The 14795-nt window shown below is 32.9% G+C and carries 15 protein-coding genes; 8 read left to right on the plus strand and 7 right to left on the minus strand.

All coding sequences use genetic code 11. The features are described 5' to 3' along the window. Positions 1-97 precede the first annotated feature (97 nt). From J2Y38_RS03310 to J2Y38_RS03325, 4 genes are all read right to left on the minus strand, one after another. Positions 98-868, minus strand: coding sequence for a 3'-5' exonuclease (locus J2Y38_RS03310; protein ID WP_053473803.1), 771 nt, complete (start codon positions 866-868; stop codon positions 98-100). Positions 869-1074: 206 nt separating this feature from the next. Next, entirely contained in the window at positions 1075-2433 is a 1359-nt protein-coding gene (locus tag J2Y38_RS03315; protein WP_309839536.1) for a dihydrolipoamide acetyltransferase family protein, read from the minus strand. An 83-nt stretch (positions 2434-2516) separates the two neighbouring features. After that, the gene (locus J2Y38_RS03320; RefSeq protein WP_309839538.1) at positions 2517-3680 is read right to left on the minus strand and encodes a glycosyltransferase family 2 protein; all 1164 of its coding nucleotides are present in this window, start codon (positions 3678-3680) and stop codon (positions 2517-2519) included. Positions 3681-3710: 30 nt separating this feature from the next. Then, positions 3711-4892, minus strand: coding sequence for a hypothetical protein (locus J2Y38_RS03325; protein ID WP_309839540.1), 1182 nt, complete (start codon positions 4890-4892; stop codon positions 3711-3713). Between the two features lie 120 nt (positions 4893-5012). Between J2Y38_RS03325 and J2Y38_RS03330 the strand changes: the two genes are divergently transcribed. Both J2Y38_RS03330 and J2Y38_RS03335 read left to right on the plus strand, forming a co-directional pair. Then, complete coding sequence (locus J2Y38_RS03330; RefSeq protein WP_309839542.1) at positions 5013-5597, plus strand: hypothetical protein; 585 nt, start codon at positions 5013-5015, stop codon at positions 5595-5597. Between the two features lie 5 nt (positions 5598-5602). Continuing rightward, on the plus strand, positions 5603-6001 hold the full coding sequence (locus J2Y38_RS03335) for a hypothetical protein (protein ID WP_309839544.1): 399 nt from the start codon (positions 5603-5605) through the stop codon (positions 5999-6001). A gap of 223 nt (positions 6002-6224) precedes the next feature. Here J2Y38_RS03335 and J2Y38_RS03340 read toward each other — a convergent pair whose 3' ends face one another. Continuing rightward, a complete protein-coding gene (locus tag J2Y38_RS03340) occupies positions 6225-7412 on the minus strand; it encodes a DUF5009 domain-containing protein (protein ID WP_309839546.1) in 1188 nt (395 codons plus the stop codon). Positions 7413-7539: 127 nt separating this feature from the next. Here J2Y38_RS03340 and J2Y38_RS03345 point away from each other — a divergent pair, with 127 nt between their 5' ends. Both J2Y38_RS03345 and J2Y38_RS03350 read left to right on the plus strand, forming a co-directional pair. Then, positions 7540-8277 (plus strand): CpsB/CapC family capsule biosynthesis tyrosine phosphatase, encoded by a 738-nt coding sequence (locus tag J2Y38_RS03345; RefSeq protein ID WP_309839548.1) that lies wholly within the window; start codon positions 7540-7542, stop codon positions 8275-8277. A gap of 27 nt (positions 8278-8304) precedes the next feature. After that, the gene (locus tag J2Y38_RS03350) at positions 8305-9276 is read left to right on the plus strand and encodes a T9SS C-terminal target domain-containing protein (RefSeq protein WP_309839549.1); all 972 of its coding nucleotides are present in this window, start codon (positions 8305-8307) and stop codon (positions 9274-9276) included. Here J2Y38_RS03350 and J2Y38_RS03355 read toward each other — a convergent pair. Beyond that, positions 9260-9949 carry a DUF4386 domain-containing protein gene (locus tag J2Y38_RS03355; protein WP_309839551.1) on the minus strand — a complete coding sequence of 230 codons (690 nt, stop codon included), beginning with the start codon at positions 9947-9949 and terminating at the stop codon, positions 9260-9262. The two genes, J2Y38_RS03350 and J2Y38_RS03355, sit on opposite strands and share 17 nt — an antisense overlap. 18 nt (positions 9950-9967) lie before the next feature. Beyond that, complete coding sequence (locus J2Y38_RS03360; RefSeq protein ID WP_309839553.1) at positions 9968-10399, minus strand: DUF6326 family protein; 432 nt, start codon at positions 10397-10399, stop codon at positions 9968-9970. 222 nt (positions 10400-10621) lie between these two features. On the opposite strand from J2Y38_RS03360, the gene J2Y38_RS03365 reads away from it, so the two are divergent. From J2Y38_RS03365 to J2Y38_RS03380, 4 genes are all read left to right on the plus strand, one after another. After that, positions 10622-12484 carry an ABC-F family ATP-binding cassette domain-containing protein gene (locus J2Y38_RS03365; protein WP_309839555.1) on the plus strand — a complete coding sequence of 621 codons (1863 nt, stop codon included), beginning with the start codon at positions 10622-10624 and terminating at the stop codon, positions 12482-12484. 121 nt (positions 12485-12605) lie between these two features. Next, positions 12606-13088 (plus strand): FKBP-type peptidyl-prolyl cis-trans isomerase, encoded by a 483-nt coding sequence (locus J2Y38_RS03370; protein WP_309839557.1) that lies wholly within the window; start codon positions 12606-12608, stop codon positions 13086-13088. 20 nt (positions 13089-13108) lie between these two features. Beyond that, entirely contained in the window at positions 13109-13888 is a 780-nt protein-coding gene (locus tag J2Y38_RS03375; protein ID WP_309839559.1) for a class I SAM-dependent methyltransferase, read from the plus strand. A 50-nt stretch (positions 13889-13938) separates the two neighbouring features. After that, positions 13939-14790, plus strand: a complete 852-nt coding sequence (locus J2Y38_RS03380; protein ID WP_309839561.1) for an alpha/beta fold hydrolase — start codon at positions 13939-13941, stop codon at positions 14788-14790. The last annotated feature ends 5 nt before the right edge of the window (positions 14791-14795 follow it).

The following is a 14795-nucleotide window of genomic DNA, read 5'->3' on the forward strand; positions in this document are numbered from 1 at the left end:
TATTTTTAGTTTTCAGTCACAGTTTTCAGTCGCAGTCTTTACTAAATATAAAATCAGTCCCAGCATAAAACTGAATACTGAGACTGCGACTGAGAACTTATTTTGTATTTAATTTTCTCAATTTAATTCCTGTCAAAACTTTTTTGGTGTACAAAGGAAAATCGGCGTTTTGAATCCAGCTGAAATATCCTGGTTCTGTTTCCAAAACTTTTAAAACTTTTGCACCTTTATGTTTTCCGAAAGTAAAAATTTCTTCATCGTCTTTATCAAAAGCAATCATTCCGGCAAAATCAGCGATTTTTTTACGGGTTGTGAACTCAGATAATGATTTCATATCGTTTTCCAGTTCAGGATAACGATCTAACTGTGCTTTCAAAATCTCATAAGTTGCCATGGTGTCTGCTTCTGCAGAATGCGCATTTTCAAGACTTTTTCCGCAGTAAAACTTCAAAGCAGCACTTAAAGTACGTTCTTCCATTTTATGAAAAATAGTCTGAACATCTACAGAAACTTTATTTTTCATATCAAAATCAACTCCGGCGCGAAGCAATTCTTCTGCTAATAACGGAATATCAAAACGATCTGAATTGAAACCTCCCAAATCACTGTCTTTTATCATATTATGAACCAGCGGAGCCAATTCTGCAAAAGTAGGTTCGTTTGCTACTTTTTCGTCAGTAATTCCGTGAACGGCTGTAGTTTGTGGAGGAATTGGAATTGTTGGATTAACCAGCCAGGTTTTACTTTCTTTATTTCCGTTTGGAAAAACTTTAAATATTGAAATTTCTACTATTCGATCTTTACCGATGTCAATTCCAGTTGTTTCAAGATCAAAAAAGCAGATTGGTTTGTTAAGTTTTAATTCCATTTTTAATTTTTATAAGATTACAAATGTAAATTTTTAAAGCCAAAGTTCCCGCCCAAATTTCTATTTTTTTGACCAAAATTGGCTTTTTTTGTTGATTTTACGTTTAAAATTAAAACAAAACAAGTCGGTTTTCTGTTTTTCGTACAAACGAAAAAACCCGAAAAACTTTTAAATTTTTCGGGTTTCAAATTTTATTTATGAATCGATTAGAAATCTCTGTCTATATCAAAAGCTTCTAAATATTCAGCTACTCTTTTTACAAAACTTCCTCCTAATGCACCATCTACAACTCTGTGATCGTAAGAGTGCGATAAGAACATTTTTTGACGGATTCCGATAAAATCCCCTTCTGGAGTTTCAATAACCGCAGGAACTTTACGAATTGCCCCAAGAGCTAAAATTCCAACTTGCGGCTGATTGATAATTGGCGTTCCAAAAACACTTCCAAAAGTTCCAACATTTGTAACCGTATAAGTTCCGCCTTGTGTATCGTCTGGCTTTAGTTTTCCTGCTTTTGCACGGTTTCCTAAATCATTAACCGCTTTTGCCATTCCAACAAGATTTAACTGATCTGCATTTTTAATTACAGGAACAATTAAATTTCCGTTTGGTAGCGCAGCCGCCATTCCTAAATTGATGTTTTTCTTTTTGATGATATATTCACCATCAACAGAAATATTCATTCCAGGGAAATCTTTTAATGCTTTTGCAACCGCTTCCATCATAATTGGTGTAAAAGTCAGCTTCTCGCCTTCTCTCTTTTCAAAAGCCGTTTTAACTTTATCTCTCCATTTTACAATGTTTGTTACGTCAACTTCAATAAACGATTGTACGTGAGCGGAAGTTTGTACAGAAGCCACCATGTAACCAGAAATCAGTTTACGCATTCTGTCCATTTCGATGATTTCGTCACCGCCATTTACAGAAACCGGAACTGCCTGCTGGCTTTTTTGAACTACCGGCTCTGGTGCTTTCGCAGTTTCAACAGCTGGTTTTGGAGTTTCAACCGCTGCTTTTGGTGCTTGTTCAACTGCTTTCGGAGCCTGAACAATTCCTGCTTTGCGGTCTTCTATATATTTTAAAATATCATCTTTCGTTACTCGGCTGTCTTTTCCTGAACCTTGAATATTATCCAATTCAGCAAGAGAAACACCTTCTTCTTTTGCAATATTTTTTACTAAAGGAGAAAGGAATTTTTCTGATCCTGAAAAATCCTGAGGAGCAGCAACTTCTTCTTTTACTGCTTCAATTGTTTTTTCGATTTCTACAGCTTCTGCAGGAGCAGCAGCTTCAACAGCTGGAGTTGCAGCCGGCGCATCACCACCTTCAGTTTCGATAATTGCAATAGTCTGCCCTACCTGAACTAAATCATCTTTGCCAAATAATTGTTCAACTAAAATTCCAGATACTTCACTTGGCACTTCACTGTCAACTTTATCAGTTGCAATTTCCAGTACAGCTTCATCAGCTTCAATTTTGTCTCCCACTTCTTTCAACCAGTTAGTAATGGTTGCTTCAGCGACGCTCTCTCCCATTTTAGGAAGCTTTAATTCAAATCTTGCCATATTATTATTCTAAAGGGTGATTTTGATTTTCTGATTGCGAAATTACTGAAAAATTTAAATATAAATTACACTTAATATAATTTTTACTGAATTTTTCTGATTTGCCCTCTGTCATTTCTTGAATTACTTCCAATAATATAATTGGTGTTTTTGGGGAAAATCTTAAAAGTAATGTTCTTATCTTTAAGAGTTTCTATGATATTGATACATTTTTTGAATGAAACATAGTGATTATCCAAAATGATCTCTGCCTTTTTTCCCTTTAAAATCAGCGACGAATTTACCATTTTTTCTTTTTTGAAATCTAAAAAACTAACTTTATTTTCTAAAATCGAAGCCAACTTTTCAGACAAATTCTCATTTTCAGAGTATAAAATATAACTTTCCGGCAGCGGTTTTATTTTAGTCTTTCCCTGAAACATTTTTACAAATGAAAAAAACCAGGTTCCAACCTGAATAAAAAAACTAAAAAACCATGATTTTTTAAAATGCTTTTGATAGAAAAAATTCATTGCATCCTGAAAACGTTTCATATACAACTCGTCTTTAACGGTACTTTCTCCTTTATAATGTAAAACTGTTGTTTCGTGAAAATAATAATTGGATTTTTTTAGCAAAAGCGCCCTGTAAGACAAATCAATATCATCTGCATACATAAAGCAGTTTTCATCAAAACCATTTAATTTTTGGTACAAATCTTTTTCTAAAAACATAAAGGCACCAACAAGAATCTCCACTTTTCCAGTTTGGTTTTCATTTAAATGCTGTGCATAATATTGATTAAAAAGATTCCATTTTGGAAATACTTTATACAAACCAAAGATTTTGGTAAAAGCAACCCAGGGCGTTGGAATTCCGCGTTTACTTTCGGGCAGAAAGCTTCCGGTTCCGTCAATTAATTTACATCCAATGATTCCTAAATCTTGTTTTTCTTCGGCGAAAGCCAAAATTTTAGTAAAAGTATCTTCGGCAACAACGGTGTCGGGATTTAAAATGCAGATATATTTTCCACCGGCTTGTTCAACTCCAATATTATTTCCTTTTGGGAAACCAAAATTTTCCTGGTTTTGAATCAGTTTTACTTCCGGAAATTGGGTTTTCATCATCAAACAGCTGTAATCTGATGAATTATTATCGATAACAATAATTTCGGCATCAAGACCGGCAATTGCTTCCTGAACACTTAAAACACATTGTTCCAGAAAGTAACGCACATTATAATTAAGAATGATAACCGATAATTGCATTGAAATTTTTGTAATTGATTTTGGGGAAAGTTAGAAATTTTCGGCCAAACCTAATCGCAATGACCAATCGTTTTTACTAATTCCATAATCAAGCACTAAATTGCTGTTGTTTTTTTTGTTCCATTTAATGCGTAGTCCCGTTCCGATGGCGGGATTCCATTTTTTAAATTGATAGGTATCTAACTTTGAAACGGAGGAAACATTGGTGAAAAAGACAGCGCCCCAAAAACCGTTTTTTGAAATATCAGTTCGATATTCAGTTTCAAAATAAATCAGCGCATTGCTGCGAAATCTGTTTCGGGTAAAACCGCGTCCGGTTCTTCCGTCACGATCCCAGCCAATACTTGGCAGATCTAAATAATGTGGTTTTCCACCAAAAGTTGACCAATAAAAAGCTCTGTAGGCTAAAACCCGATGTTTGTATTTATGGAAAGAATGGTATTTGCGGGCATCAAAATAAATAGAATTCCATTTTTTGCCTTCTACTCCACTTGTATTAATTCGGTAATCGGCCTCGACGTATAAACCTTGTTCGGGATTTACATTATTTTCTCTGGAATCGTAAAGTCCCTGTATGGCAATTCCGAAGGAACTTTCGTTAGAGAAATCTCCGTTCATATATTTAGAATAATCGGTTTCTTCATCGATATAAGATTCTTCAGAAATATTTTGATAATTGTCAAATAATAATCCAAGTCCAAGTCGATAGTTTCCGATTATTTTTCGGGTTGCAAATTGATAAAAACGCCATTGCTGATAATCCAGAGTTGACATTTTTTTATCTGTATTATGTCCGCCCAGACCATACGTATCCTGCGGATAAATCATATACCGATAATCGCCTATAAAATTCCAGTAATTATCCTTCGTATAAATATAGGTTTGAATGGGAAAAACATATTGTTTGGTAAAACTAAAATAAGGTGAAAACGAAACCTGAGACATTTTGGTCGTGTTGCTGTCGCCGAGATAAAAAGTGGTTAAAAAAGAAACTACTAAACCTGCATTTTTATTAGCATCAATTGGAACCGGAAGTAAAGAAAAAGCTATTTTTTTATCCTGATTTTTTCGTAACGAATCGTTTTCATTAAAAAGCTTGTACAAAACATCCAGTATATCTTTATTATTATGTGAAATGGAATCGTTTTGGCAATAGCTGAAATGCATTTGAAAAAAGAAAAAAAAACCTAATAGAAGTTTTGCATTTTTCATAACGTAAGTTTTTCAGATACAACTTCTTACAAATTTAAAATTTTATTCAGAATATACGCTTCTTTCAAAATAAATAAAAAGAAAATTCTATTTTTGAAGTAAATCAAAATCTCTTTTTCAATGAAAATCAAAGCAGTTGTTTTACTTGGTTCTCTCTTTTTTGTGTTTGCAATTTTAAGTTTCGCTTCCGCGGAAGAAGTTTCGAATGCAAATATAGATTTGGTAAAAACTTCAACTTGGTACATTGCTGGTCCAGCCAAAGAAAATCAGGAAACAATTAATAAAATCCGAAAAGAAAAAGGCATAATTAAAGTTACTGCAAAAGATAATCCGGTTGGAGAAATTGAGCTGAATGTGATGCTTACAGAATCTTATTCAAACGATGGCAAACCAACAAATTTGTCTGAAAGCTCAAAATATCTAAGTATTACGTATAAATCATCGCATCTTATAAAATTGCAGGCACGCGAAGGAAACGCTGAAGGAACGGGATGTGTACACGGCGGCTCGCATCCAAGAATAGATCTGCCTGTTTCTGCTAAAAAATTCTCGACCATAAAAATTCCGTGGACGGATTTTAAGCAAGACGGCGATCCAAACGGAAAGACTTTAGATATTCATAATCTGTGTAAATTCAATTTTGTGAATTACAATCCGGTTTCGGGCGCGACATTAGAAATAAAATCAGTTATAGTTCAAATTTAAAAAACATGAAAACAAGACTTTTCTTTTTACTTTTTACAGCATTTTTTTCATTTTTTGGCTTTAGCCAAAGTAAACCAGTTCCTCAAAAAATAGATATTAATGGTGTTTGGGAAGATCTAAATTCAGGCGTTCAAAATGCTGTCGCTATTATTTCTGAACAAAACGGAAAGGTTATTTTTTCGCATTATTTAGAATGGAAAGGTCAAAAATTTGTAGAAAGCGGCATTGGCACCAGAAAAGGCGATACGATTACTTATACGGTCGATGTGACTTTACCAATTGAAGGCTGGGCAACTGCAGGAACGCATACTTTAGTATTGTCTAAAGATGGAAACAAACTTGAAGGAACTTTTGTAGACAATAAAAAAAGAAATGGGCCGATTGCGTTTAAGAGAATTCGATAAGAATTTTTTGTTTCAGGTTTTTGAAATGCGAATTTTAACGCAAAGCGCGCTAAGGTTTTTCGCAAAGTGCACAAAGTTTTTTTCTAAGTGAGTTTTTCAAACTGCAAAGTTCTCAAAGCTTTGTATTGATAAAGCTTTGAGAACTTCAGCTAATTATTAGCTACAACTTAAAAATCTTAGCGAACTTTGCGAAAAACCTTAGCGTGCTTTGCGTTAAAAAACATTATAGATGAAGCTGAATTTTAAACCTGTTAAAGATTTTCATTACGAATAACATTATTGTTGAGAAAACCAGTGACCAGATAATTCCTGGAACTCCTTCTCTAAAATATTCTGGTATAATGTGAATTTTGAATGCGAGATTAAAATAATAAATAACACCCGGCAGAATATAAATCAATAACGGATTTGCTGCTGCAGGCATAAAAAAATCGCTCCATTTGGTTTGTTTTTTAATTTCCATTAACCAATACAAAAAGTAAAATAAAACGGTGCAAATTCCGGCAGAAATTAATGTCCATGAAGGCGTTCCTTGTATTTTTGAGATTCCGTAATGTGGTCGAAGGAAAAATCCAACGGCGAAAAACAACACAATAAATCCTATTACGGGCCAATTGATTTTATTTTCGATTTTCTTGTCAAAAAAGAGCAATGAGATAATTATTCCGGCCGTTACTAAAGTTACATGTGTTAAATGTCCAGCAATAAAATGCAGCCATTCCGGCATGACTAAACCTTTTGTCAAATTAGCTGAATTTGCGGCAACACAAACTACAAGAAAAGCAATCATCGCCCATAATCTGCCTGAAACGAGCCAATAATAAATTACCGAAATAAGATAAGCCCAACCAATTAAACCCAAAATCCCCCACCATTTTGGCGTAATTCCTATTTTTCCGGTTTCTTCCTGAACGTATAAAAAGTAAAGTGCAATTAAAACCAGCATTCCGCCATATTGAAGTATGTATTTTAACCAAACTGAAAAATCTTTTGGGTATTTATTCCAAATGGGAATTGGCATTGCATAAGCCAGAAGCCCCCAAAAAGCGGGTGCGATAATCATTTTTGAAGCATCATAACCATATTCGGCATTTACCATATAAACACCTATTATTATTAAGGCTACAGCACGTTTTAAAGTATGTGTCCAGATTACTTTTGGAGTGTCGCCTTTTATTAATCTGGCATTAAAGGCAAACGGAACTGACATTCCGACTATAAATAAAAAAGCAGGGAAAACTAAATCGACAAAGGTCATTGCATCGGCATCGGCGGGCATGTGTTTCATCCACTGTGGCACATTTTTGACACTTGCGAGTTCGTTTACAAATATCATTACAAAAATGGTAATTCCGCGTAAAGCGTCAATCGAAATAATCCTTTGATTATACAAATTCTCTTTAATTTTCATAAAATATTACTTTTTCATCAAATATAATATAATTATAAAATGTCGGTTACATTGTTACATAAATTTTCTTTTGCAATATTTCTTTAAAGAGAAATAAAAACAACATCAATTCTTTACTTTTGCAGTTATGCTATCATTCTTTAAATCAAAACCTTTTTTAAAAGACCTTCTGGCGGGCGATTATGTCGATATTCACTCCCATTTGCTTCCGGGAATTGATGATGGCGCATCATCTATCAAAAAAACAATAAAACTTGTAAAGGCATTTCAGGAATTGGGAATTTCTCAGTTTGTTACTACTCCGCACATTAATCATTTTGTCTGGGATAATGCTGAACAGGATATTTTAGACAGACAAAAAGAAACTGAAGTTTTACTGAAAGAACAAAACCTCAATATTCCATTTAAGGCCGCATCTGAGTATTTTATGGATGACTGGTTTGAAAATCATGTAAAAACAGAAAAGCTTTTAACTTTAAAAGACAATTATGTATTGGTTGAAATATCGTATTTAAGTGCGCCCTTAAACTTATATAAGATTATTTTTGAGATACAGCTTGCAGGATATATTCCGGTTTTGGCACATCCGGAACGATATTTATATTTTCATAATAACTTTGAAGAATATGAAAAACTTAAAAAAGCAGGTTGTTTATTTCAGCTGAATTTATTGGCTGTTATGGGTTATTATGGCAGCGAAATCACCAAAACTGCTGCGCTTTTATTAAAGAAAGGAATGTATAATTTTTCGGGAACTGATGTACATCACAGCAATCATATCGAATCTTTACATCAAAAAATAAAAATAGATTCAGTTGAAAACTTAAAGGAAGTTATTGCCAATAATCAGTTTTTTAGATTCTAATTTTTTTCCAATTTAAAGCATAAAAAAATGCTACGGATTCTACTATTTTTTATTCTGTCTGTTTTTTCAGTTAAAGCCCAAACTTCGGGCTGTACAGATGTGCTTTCAAAAAATTACAATCCAAATGCAGTGCAAAATGACGGAAGCTGTATTTATGAAAGTTTAAAACTGAGACCTGAATATTCGATTAGACTTAGCGATTCTATTAAAGAAACTTCGGGTTTAATTGCTTTTGATGATTTATTGTGGACTCATAATGATGATCACGATAAAACGATTTACGGATTAGATTCTTTGGGAACAATCAAAAAGAAAATCATTCTGGATCAAGTTGTAAATCATGATTGGGAAGAGATTTCACAAGACAGTTCGTATTTATATATTGGAGATTTTGGAAATAATTATAGCGGAAACCGAACGGATTTAAATATCCTGAAAATTGAAAAAAAATCATTTTTAGAAGGAAACCCCATTATCGAAAAAATCTCATTTCAATATGCTGACCAAGCTGATATTTCGGCACAAAAACCAAATTCGACCGATTTTGACTGTGAAGCTTTTGTAATTTCTAAAGACAGTATTTATTTGTTTACCAAACAATGGAAATCGTCTAAAACCAGTATTTACGTTTTACCCAATCAACCTGGAAACCATATTGCACAATTTAAAAATACCTTAGATACTAAAGGTTTAGTTACGGGTGCGACGTATTTTGAAGAAAAGAAAATCGTGGTTCTTTGCGGTTATTCTAAAACGGGAAAAACATTTCTTTATCTTTTATATGATTTTAAAAACAATGATTTTTTATCGGGAAATAAACGAAAAATCGATCTTAAACTTCCATTCCATCAAATAGAAGGAATTGCGACAAAAGATGGTCTTCATTATTTTATTACCAATGAGTCTTTGGTGCGAAAACCCATTTTAAATAATCCGCAGCAAATTCATTATTTAGATTTGAGTTCTGTTTTAAATCCATATGTTAATCGGCAGCAATAATGTTGTTTTTCGCTCCCATTATTAAAAGCCACAAACACGTTCCAATTTCGCCAAGAGTTGCCGGAAGTCTTACAAAAGAAGATATTCCGAGATCAGCATAATTCGAAAACAATGCATTTCCGAAGAAATTTATTAAATAACTCACACAGCCAAGTATTAATAATATTCCTAAAAATCTCGGAATTATTGCTGATTTAAAAATTAGATATCCCAAAGGAAACAGCCAAAGCCCCCAAAATATCTGAACAATTAAATTTCCGTAATCATATTGATTCAGATAAAACATTACCAAATCTTTTTCTTCTCCGCCTGAATTAATTATAGAAAGCACTGCAAATTTATTCTGCATATTTATAAAAGAAATCGGCACGCTTACAATCGCTAAAACGACCATATATATGGCGTATGTTTTATGAACAGGTTTCAGTAATTTGTACAAAACCAAAGGCAGAAATAAAAAGAAGGTGTAACAGATTAAACCGCTTACAATACCAAGCCTGAAAAGAAATTCATGGTTTACAATATTACTAAAAGTTATATCAGGATGATTCCAGACAATTAGTAGAGAAGGAACATATCCTAAACTATAAATCCCGGTTATTACAACTACTAAATACAACAAACCCGCGATTCTGCCTGTATTTCTAAACGATAGTTTTGATTCTTGATTCATGCTGTTATTTTTTAAAATTTAAATTTGTTTTGGCCATTTAAGTGCAGTCCAAAATATGATTGAAGTCAAAATACTTTCTATTATTGCGAGAAAAATGTAGAAACTCCACCAGGCTCCAGTTGTAGTAAAAGCTATTAACAGCATTATGGCAGTATAAATAATTCCGAAAATGAGATTAAGCCAGCGGTTTATTTTTGGTTTTAAAACTACCGATGCAAAAATCATTAAGGCAGGAATTGCCATTAAAAGTGTCGCGAGAAATAATTTCATGGGAGAATCCAGCAATGTATCTCCGCTTATAAAATCTTCGACTTTTTTTGGAACATAAAGCGAGAAATAATCTCCATAGATATAACAAAACATTACAGAAGTCCACAATGCTGCAAGTTTGATTTTTGTATTTATTTTAAAATCTTCAAAACCGCTGGTATTTATTTCTTTCTCGCTCATATTTAAGGAATTAAATTTAAAATATGTCGAATAGAGTCTCAAAATGTTACAAACGGTTTTTATTCTAAAAGATAAAACTGAAAAGCTATCTTCTAATTTTCATTTTCTAAAACTTAAATAAGATTAACAATTCGCAAATAGTAAGATAAAAGTTTACTTTTGCAAAAAGTTATGTTTTCCAAAACACTCATAACGCATAATTTATAACTTACAATTTACAAAGTGAATTACTTATCTGTAGAAAATATATCGAAGTCATTTGGCGAAAGAGTCCTTTTTGACAACATTTCATTTGGAATCAACAAAGACCAAAAAATCGCTTTTATTGCCAAAAATGGTTCTGGTAAAACTACCATTATGAGCATAATTAATGGCTTAGAAGAACCAGACACAGGACAAGTTGTTTTGAGAAAAGGAATCAGAATGGCGTTTCTTTCGCAGGACAACAACCTTCAAGATGAACTTACTATTGAAGAAAGTATTTTCGCTTCAGATAATGAAACACTTAAGATAATTGAAGCTTACGAAAAAGCATTAGAAAATCCAAATGATGAAGAAGCTTATCAAAAAGCTTTTGACGGAATGGATCAGCATAATGCGTGGGATTTTGAAACGCAATACAAACAAATTCTTTTCAAGTTAAAACTGGATGATTTTAAACTTAAAGTCAAAAATCTTTCGGGAGGACAAAAAAAGCGTCTTTCTTTGGCTATCATATTAATCAATCGCCCTGATTTATTAATTCTGGATGAGCCAACCAACCATTTAGATCTTGAAATGATCGAATGGCTTGAAAGTTATTTTGCCAAAGAAAATATTACGTTGTTTATGGTAACGCACGACCGTTTCTTTTTAGAGCGTGTTTGCAACGAAATCATTGAATTAGACAACGGAAAATTATACCAATACAAAGGAAATTATTCTTATTATTTAGAGAAAAAAGAAGAAAGAATAACTTCTGAAAATTCTAGTATTGACAAAGCTAAAAACTTATTTGTTAAAGAATTAGAATGGATGCGTCGCCAGCCAAAAGCGAGAACAACCAAATCTAAATCGCGTCAGGATGACTTTTATGTAATTAAAGAAAAAGCACAAAGCCGACGAAAAGACAATAAGGTGGAGCTAGAAATTAATATGGAAAGAATGGGAAGCAAAATTATCGAGCTTCACAAACTTTCTAAAAAATTTAAAGAACGTGTTATTCTAGACAACTTTAGTTTTGATTTTCAGCGTGGCGAAAGAATCGGAATTATTGGTAAAAACGGAACTGGAAAATCTACGTTTTTGAATCTTTTGACAGGAACAATTCCGCCAGATAATGGCCGTGTGGTAAAAGGAGATACCATTAAAATTGGTTATTACACACAATCCGGAATTAACCCAAAACCGGGACAGCGTGTTATTGATATTATTAAAGAATATGGCGAATATATTCCGCTTGCAAAAGGAAAAATTATTTCGGCTTCACAATTGTTAGAGCGTTTTCTTTTTGATGCGAAAAAACAATACGATTATGTTGAAAAATTAAGCGGTGGAGAATTAAAACGTTTGTATTTATGTACGGTTTTGATTCAGAATCCAAACTTTTTGATTCTCGATGAGCCAACAAATGATTTGGATATTGTTACGCTTAACGTTCTGGAAAGTTTCCTTTTAGATTATCCGGGATGTTTATTGGTAGTTTCGCACGACCGTTACTTTATGGATAAAATTGTCGATCACTTATTTATTTTTAGAGGACAGGGTGAAATCGAGAATTTCCCAGGAAACTATTCCGATTTCCGTGCTTATGAAGACAGTGCCGATGTTGCTCAAAAAGAAGAAAACAAAGCAGAAAAGAAAGATTGGAAACAAAATAATCCAACCGGAAATTTAAGCTTTAACGAGCAAAAGGAATATCAAAAAATCGAAAGAGAAATTAAAGATTTAGAAATCGAAAAAACTAAAATCGAACAATTATTCGCTGATGGAAAAGTAGCCGATGCTGATATCGAGAAAAAAGCTAATGAATTACAAAGCATCATAAATAAAATCGAAGCGAAAGAAGAACGCTGGTTCGAACTTTCAGCAAAGATAGAAGGATAAGTTTATTACACAGAGATTCACAAAGAAAGCACAGAGGTGCACGAAATTTTTTGTGAATCTTTGCGTTTTCTTTGTGAATCTCTGTGAAACCAAAATATTTAATTATTTAAAAAAATAAAATATGAAACAACTTTTAACAGCATTACTGGCACTGACCCTTTTCGTTTCTTGCTCTAAGGACAAAGATGAAGTTAAAGATTATACGGCTCAGAATGAACAGGAAATTAAAGATTACCTGGCTAAAAATAATTTAACTGCAACAAGAACAGATTCTGGTTTGTATTATATTATAAATGAGCCGGGCGAAGGCGAAGATTTCCCTGAACCTAATGCAAATGTAACCGTTGTTTATAAAGGTTATTTCACAAACGGAAATGTATTTGATGAAAGCGACAAAGATGTAGATGAAGCTGATAAAAAAGGAGTTGCTTTTGGCTTAAGTCAGGTAATTCAAGGCTGGAAAGAAGGAATCCGACTTTTTAAACCGGGAGGAAAAGGTGTTCTTTTAGTTCCCGCGTATTTAGGTTACGGAAGCAGGGATTACAACGGAATTCCGGGTGGATCTGTTTTGGTATTTGATATTACTTTAAAATCAATTAATTAAGATATTTTCAAAGTTTCGGCATGTTTTTTCAAATCAAATCTTATTTAAAATTTCTTTGGAATTCTAAAAACGAACACGGCGTTCATTCGCCTTTTGTTTTTAGTTTATTGACCAAATGCTTTTATGATAAGAAGCCGAAACGCGAATATTTGATTCTAAAAAATTATAGAAAATCACTTCTTGAAAATAAAAATTTTATTGAAGTAACTGATTTTGGTGCTGGCTCTAAAGTTTTTAAATCAAACAAAAGACAGATTTCTAAAATTGCACAAACAGCGGGAATTTCTCCAAAACGGGCTGAATTATTATTTCGCGTAACTAATTATTTTCAGCCAAAAAACATTCTTGAAATCGGGACTTCTTTAGGTTTAGCAACTGCTGCGCTTGCATTGGGAAATACAGAGGCAAAAGTTATTACAATTGAAGGCTGTCCAAATACGGCAAATACCGCCCAAAATCAATTAGATAAATTTGACTGCAAAAATGTCGAAAATATAATTTCAGAATTTGAATCTTTTTTAATTTCAGAAAACCTGAACTCTAAAATCTACGATCTAATATATTTCGATGGTAATCATTCTAAAAAAGCAACTTTAATATATTTTGAACTTTTACTGCAAACAGTAAATAATGATTCTGTTTGGATTTTTGACGATATACATTGGTCGCCGGAAATGGAAGAAGCCTGGGAAATTATCAAAAATCACCCAAAAGTAAAAGTTACGATTGATACTTTTCAATGGGGTTTTGTATTTTTTAGATACGAACAGGAAAAAGAACATTTTGTGATTCGCGCTTAACAAATTTCAGTATACAATTTTTATTACATTTGTTACTATACGAAGTTTATATGAATGCAATCAAAATTGATACACCTTTACAATATTCAATAGCTGTAACTGAATTTCTTTCAGACAATCCAAATGCTAATTGTGTTATTATTGCTTCTGCCACAGGAGTTAAGCAAAATTATTATCATAATTTCTCAAAGTTTTTATCTAAAAACAATTATTCTGTTTTCACCTTTGATTATGGAGGAATTGGCGATTCAAAACCAGAATCTCTAAAGAAATTTTCTACAACAGCAACAAACTGGGCTCAAAACGATTTTGAAAGTGTAGTTCAGTATGTTAAAAGCAAAAAGCCAGACAGCAAAATATTTATCATAACACACAGTATTGGCGGCCAGCTTATTGGTTTAGTTCCTTCAAATAATTTATTTGACGGTGTAATTATGGCTGTTTCACAATCTGGAAGCTGGATTCACTGGAAAGGATTTGAAAGGCTAAAAATGCAATTTTTGTGGTATGTTACTATACCTTTATTTTGCAGAATTTTCAATTATTTACCTTCCAGTCATTTTACCCGTATGGAAGATTTACCAAAAGAAATGGCTGTGGAATGGGCAAAATGGTGCAAAAAACCAAATTATCATTTTGATTGTATCGACAATGTAAAAGAGCATTATTATAAAATAAAATGTAAAATTATTTCCTATAGTATTGACAATGATTTTTATGCAACTATTCCTGCAGTAAACTGGATTGCATCGCAATTTAAAAATGCTGACTTAACCAGAACGCATTTAAAAGCCGAAGACTTTGGCGTAAAAGATATTGGCCATTTTGGCTTCTTTAAAAATAAATTTAAAGACAGCATTTGGAAACTGTTTTTAGAAGATTTAAGGAAATTCGAGAATTAATTACA

Source organism: Flavobacterium sp. 2755 (genome assembly GCF_031455715.1).
Lineage (GTDB): Bacteria > Bacteroidota > Bacteroidia > Flavobacteriales > Flavobacteriaceae > Flavobacterium.

Bases quoted from the DNA above. Each gene is read 5' to 3' on its own strand.
- J2Y38_RS03310 (WP_053473803.1), bottom strand. From the start codon at position 868: ATGGAATTAAAACTTAACAAACCAATCTGCTTTTTTGATCTTGAAACA.
- J2Y38_RS03315 (WP_309839536.1), bottom strand. From the start codon at position 2,433: ATGGCAAGATTTGAATTAAAGCTTCCTAAAATGGGAGAGAGCGTCGCT.
- J2Y38_RS03320 (WP_309839538.1), bottom strand. From the start codon at position 3,680: ATGCAATTATCGGTTATCATTCTTAATTATAATGTGCGTTACTTTCTG.
- J2Y38_RS03325 (WP_309839540.1), bottom strand. From the start codon at position 4,892: ATGAAAAATGCAAAACTTCTATTAGGTTTTTTTTTCTTTTTTCAAATG.
- J2Y38_RS03330 (WP_309839542.1), top strand. From the start codon at position 5,013: ATGAAAATCAAAGCAGTTGTTTTACTTGGTTCTCTCTTTTTTGTGTTT.
- J2Y38_RS03335 (WP_309839544.1), top strand. From the start codon at position 5,603: ATGAAAACAAGACTTTTCTTTTTACTTTTTACAGCATTTTTTTCATTT.
- J2Y38_RS03340 (WP_309839546.1), bottom strand. From the start codon at position 7,412: ATGAAAATTAAAGAGAATTTGTATAATCAAAGGATTATTTCGATTGAC.
- J2Y38_RS03345 (WP_309839548.1), top strand. From the start codon at position 7,540: ATGCTATCATTCTTTAAATCAAAACCTTTTTTAAAAGACCTTCTGGCG.
- J2Y38_RS03350 (WP_309839549.1), top strand. From the start codon at position 8,305: ATGCTACGGATTCTACTATTTTTTATTCTGTCTGTTTTTTCAGTTAAA.
- J2Y38_RS03355 (WP_309839551.1), bottom strand. From the start codon at position 9,949: ATGAATCAAGAATCAAAACTATCGTTTAGAAATACAGGCAGAATCGCG.
- J2Y38_RS03360 (WP_309839553.1), bottom strand. From the start codon at position 10,399: ATGAGCGAGAAAGAAATAAATACCAGCGGTTTTGAAGATTTTAAAATA.
- J2Y38_RS03370 (WP_309839557.1), top strand. From the start codon at position 12,606: ATGAAACAACTTTTAACAGCATTACTGGCACTGACCCTTTTCGTTTCT.
- J2Y38_RS03375 (WP_309839559.1), top strand. From the start codon at position 13,109: ATGTTTTTTCAAATCAAATCTTATTTAAAATTTCTTTGGAATTCTAAA.
- J2Y38_RS03380 (WP_309839561.1), top strand. From the start codon at position 13,939: ATGAATGCAATCAAAATTGATACACCTTTACAATATTCAATAGCTGTA.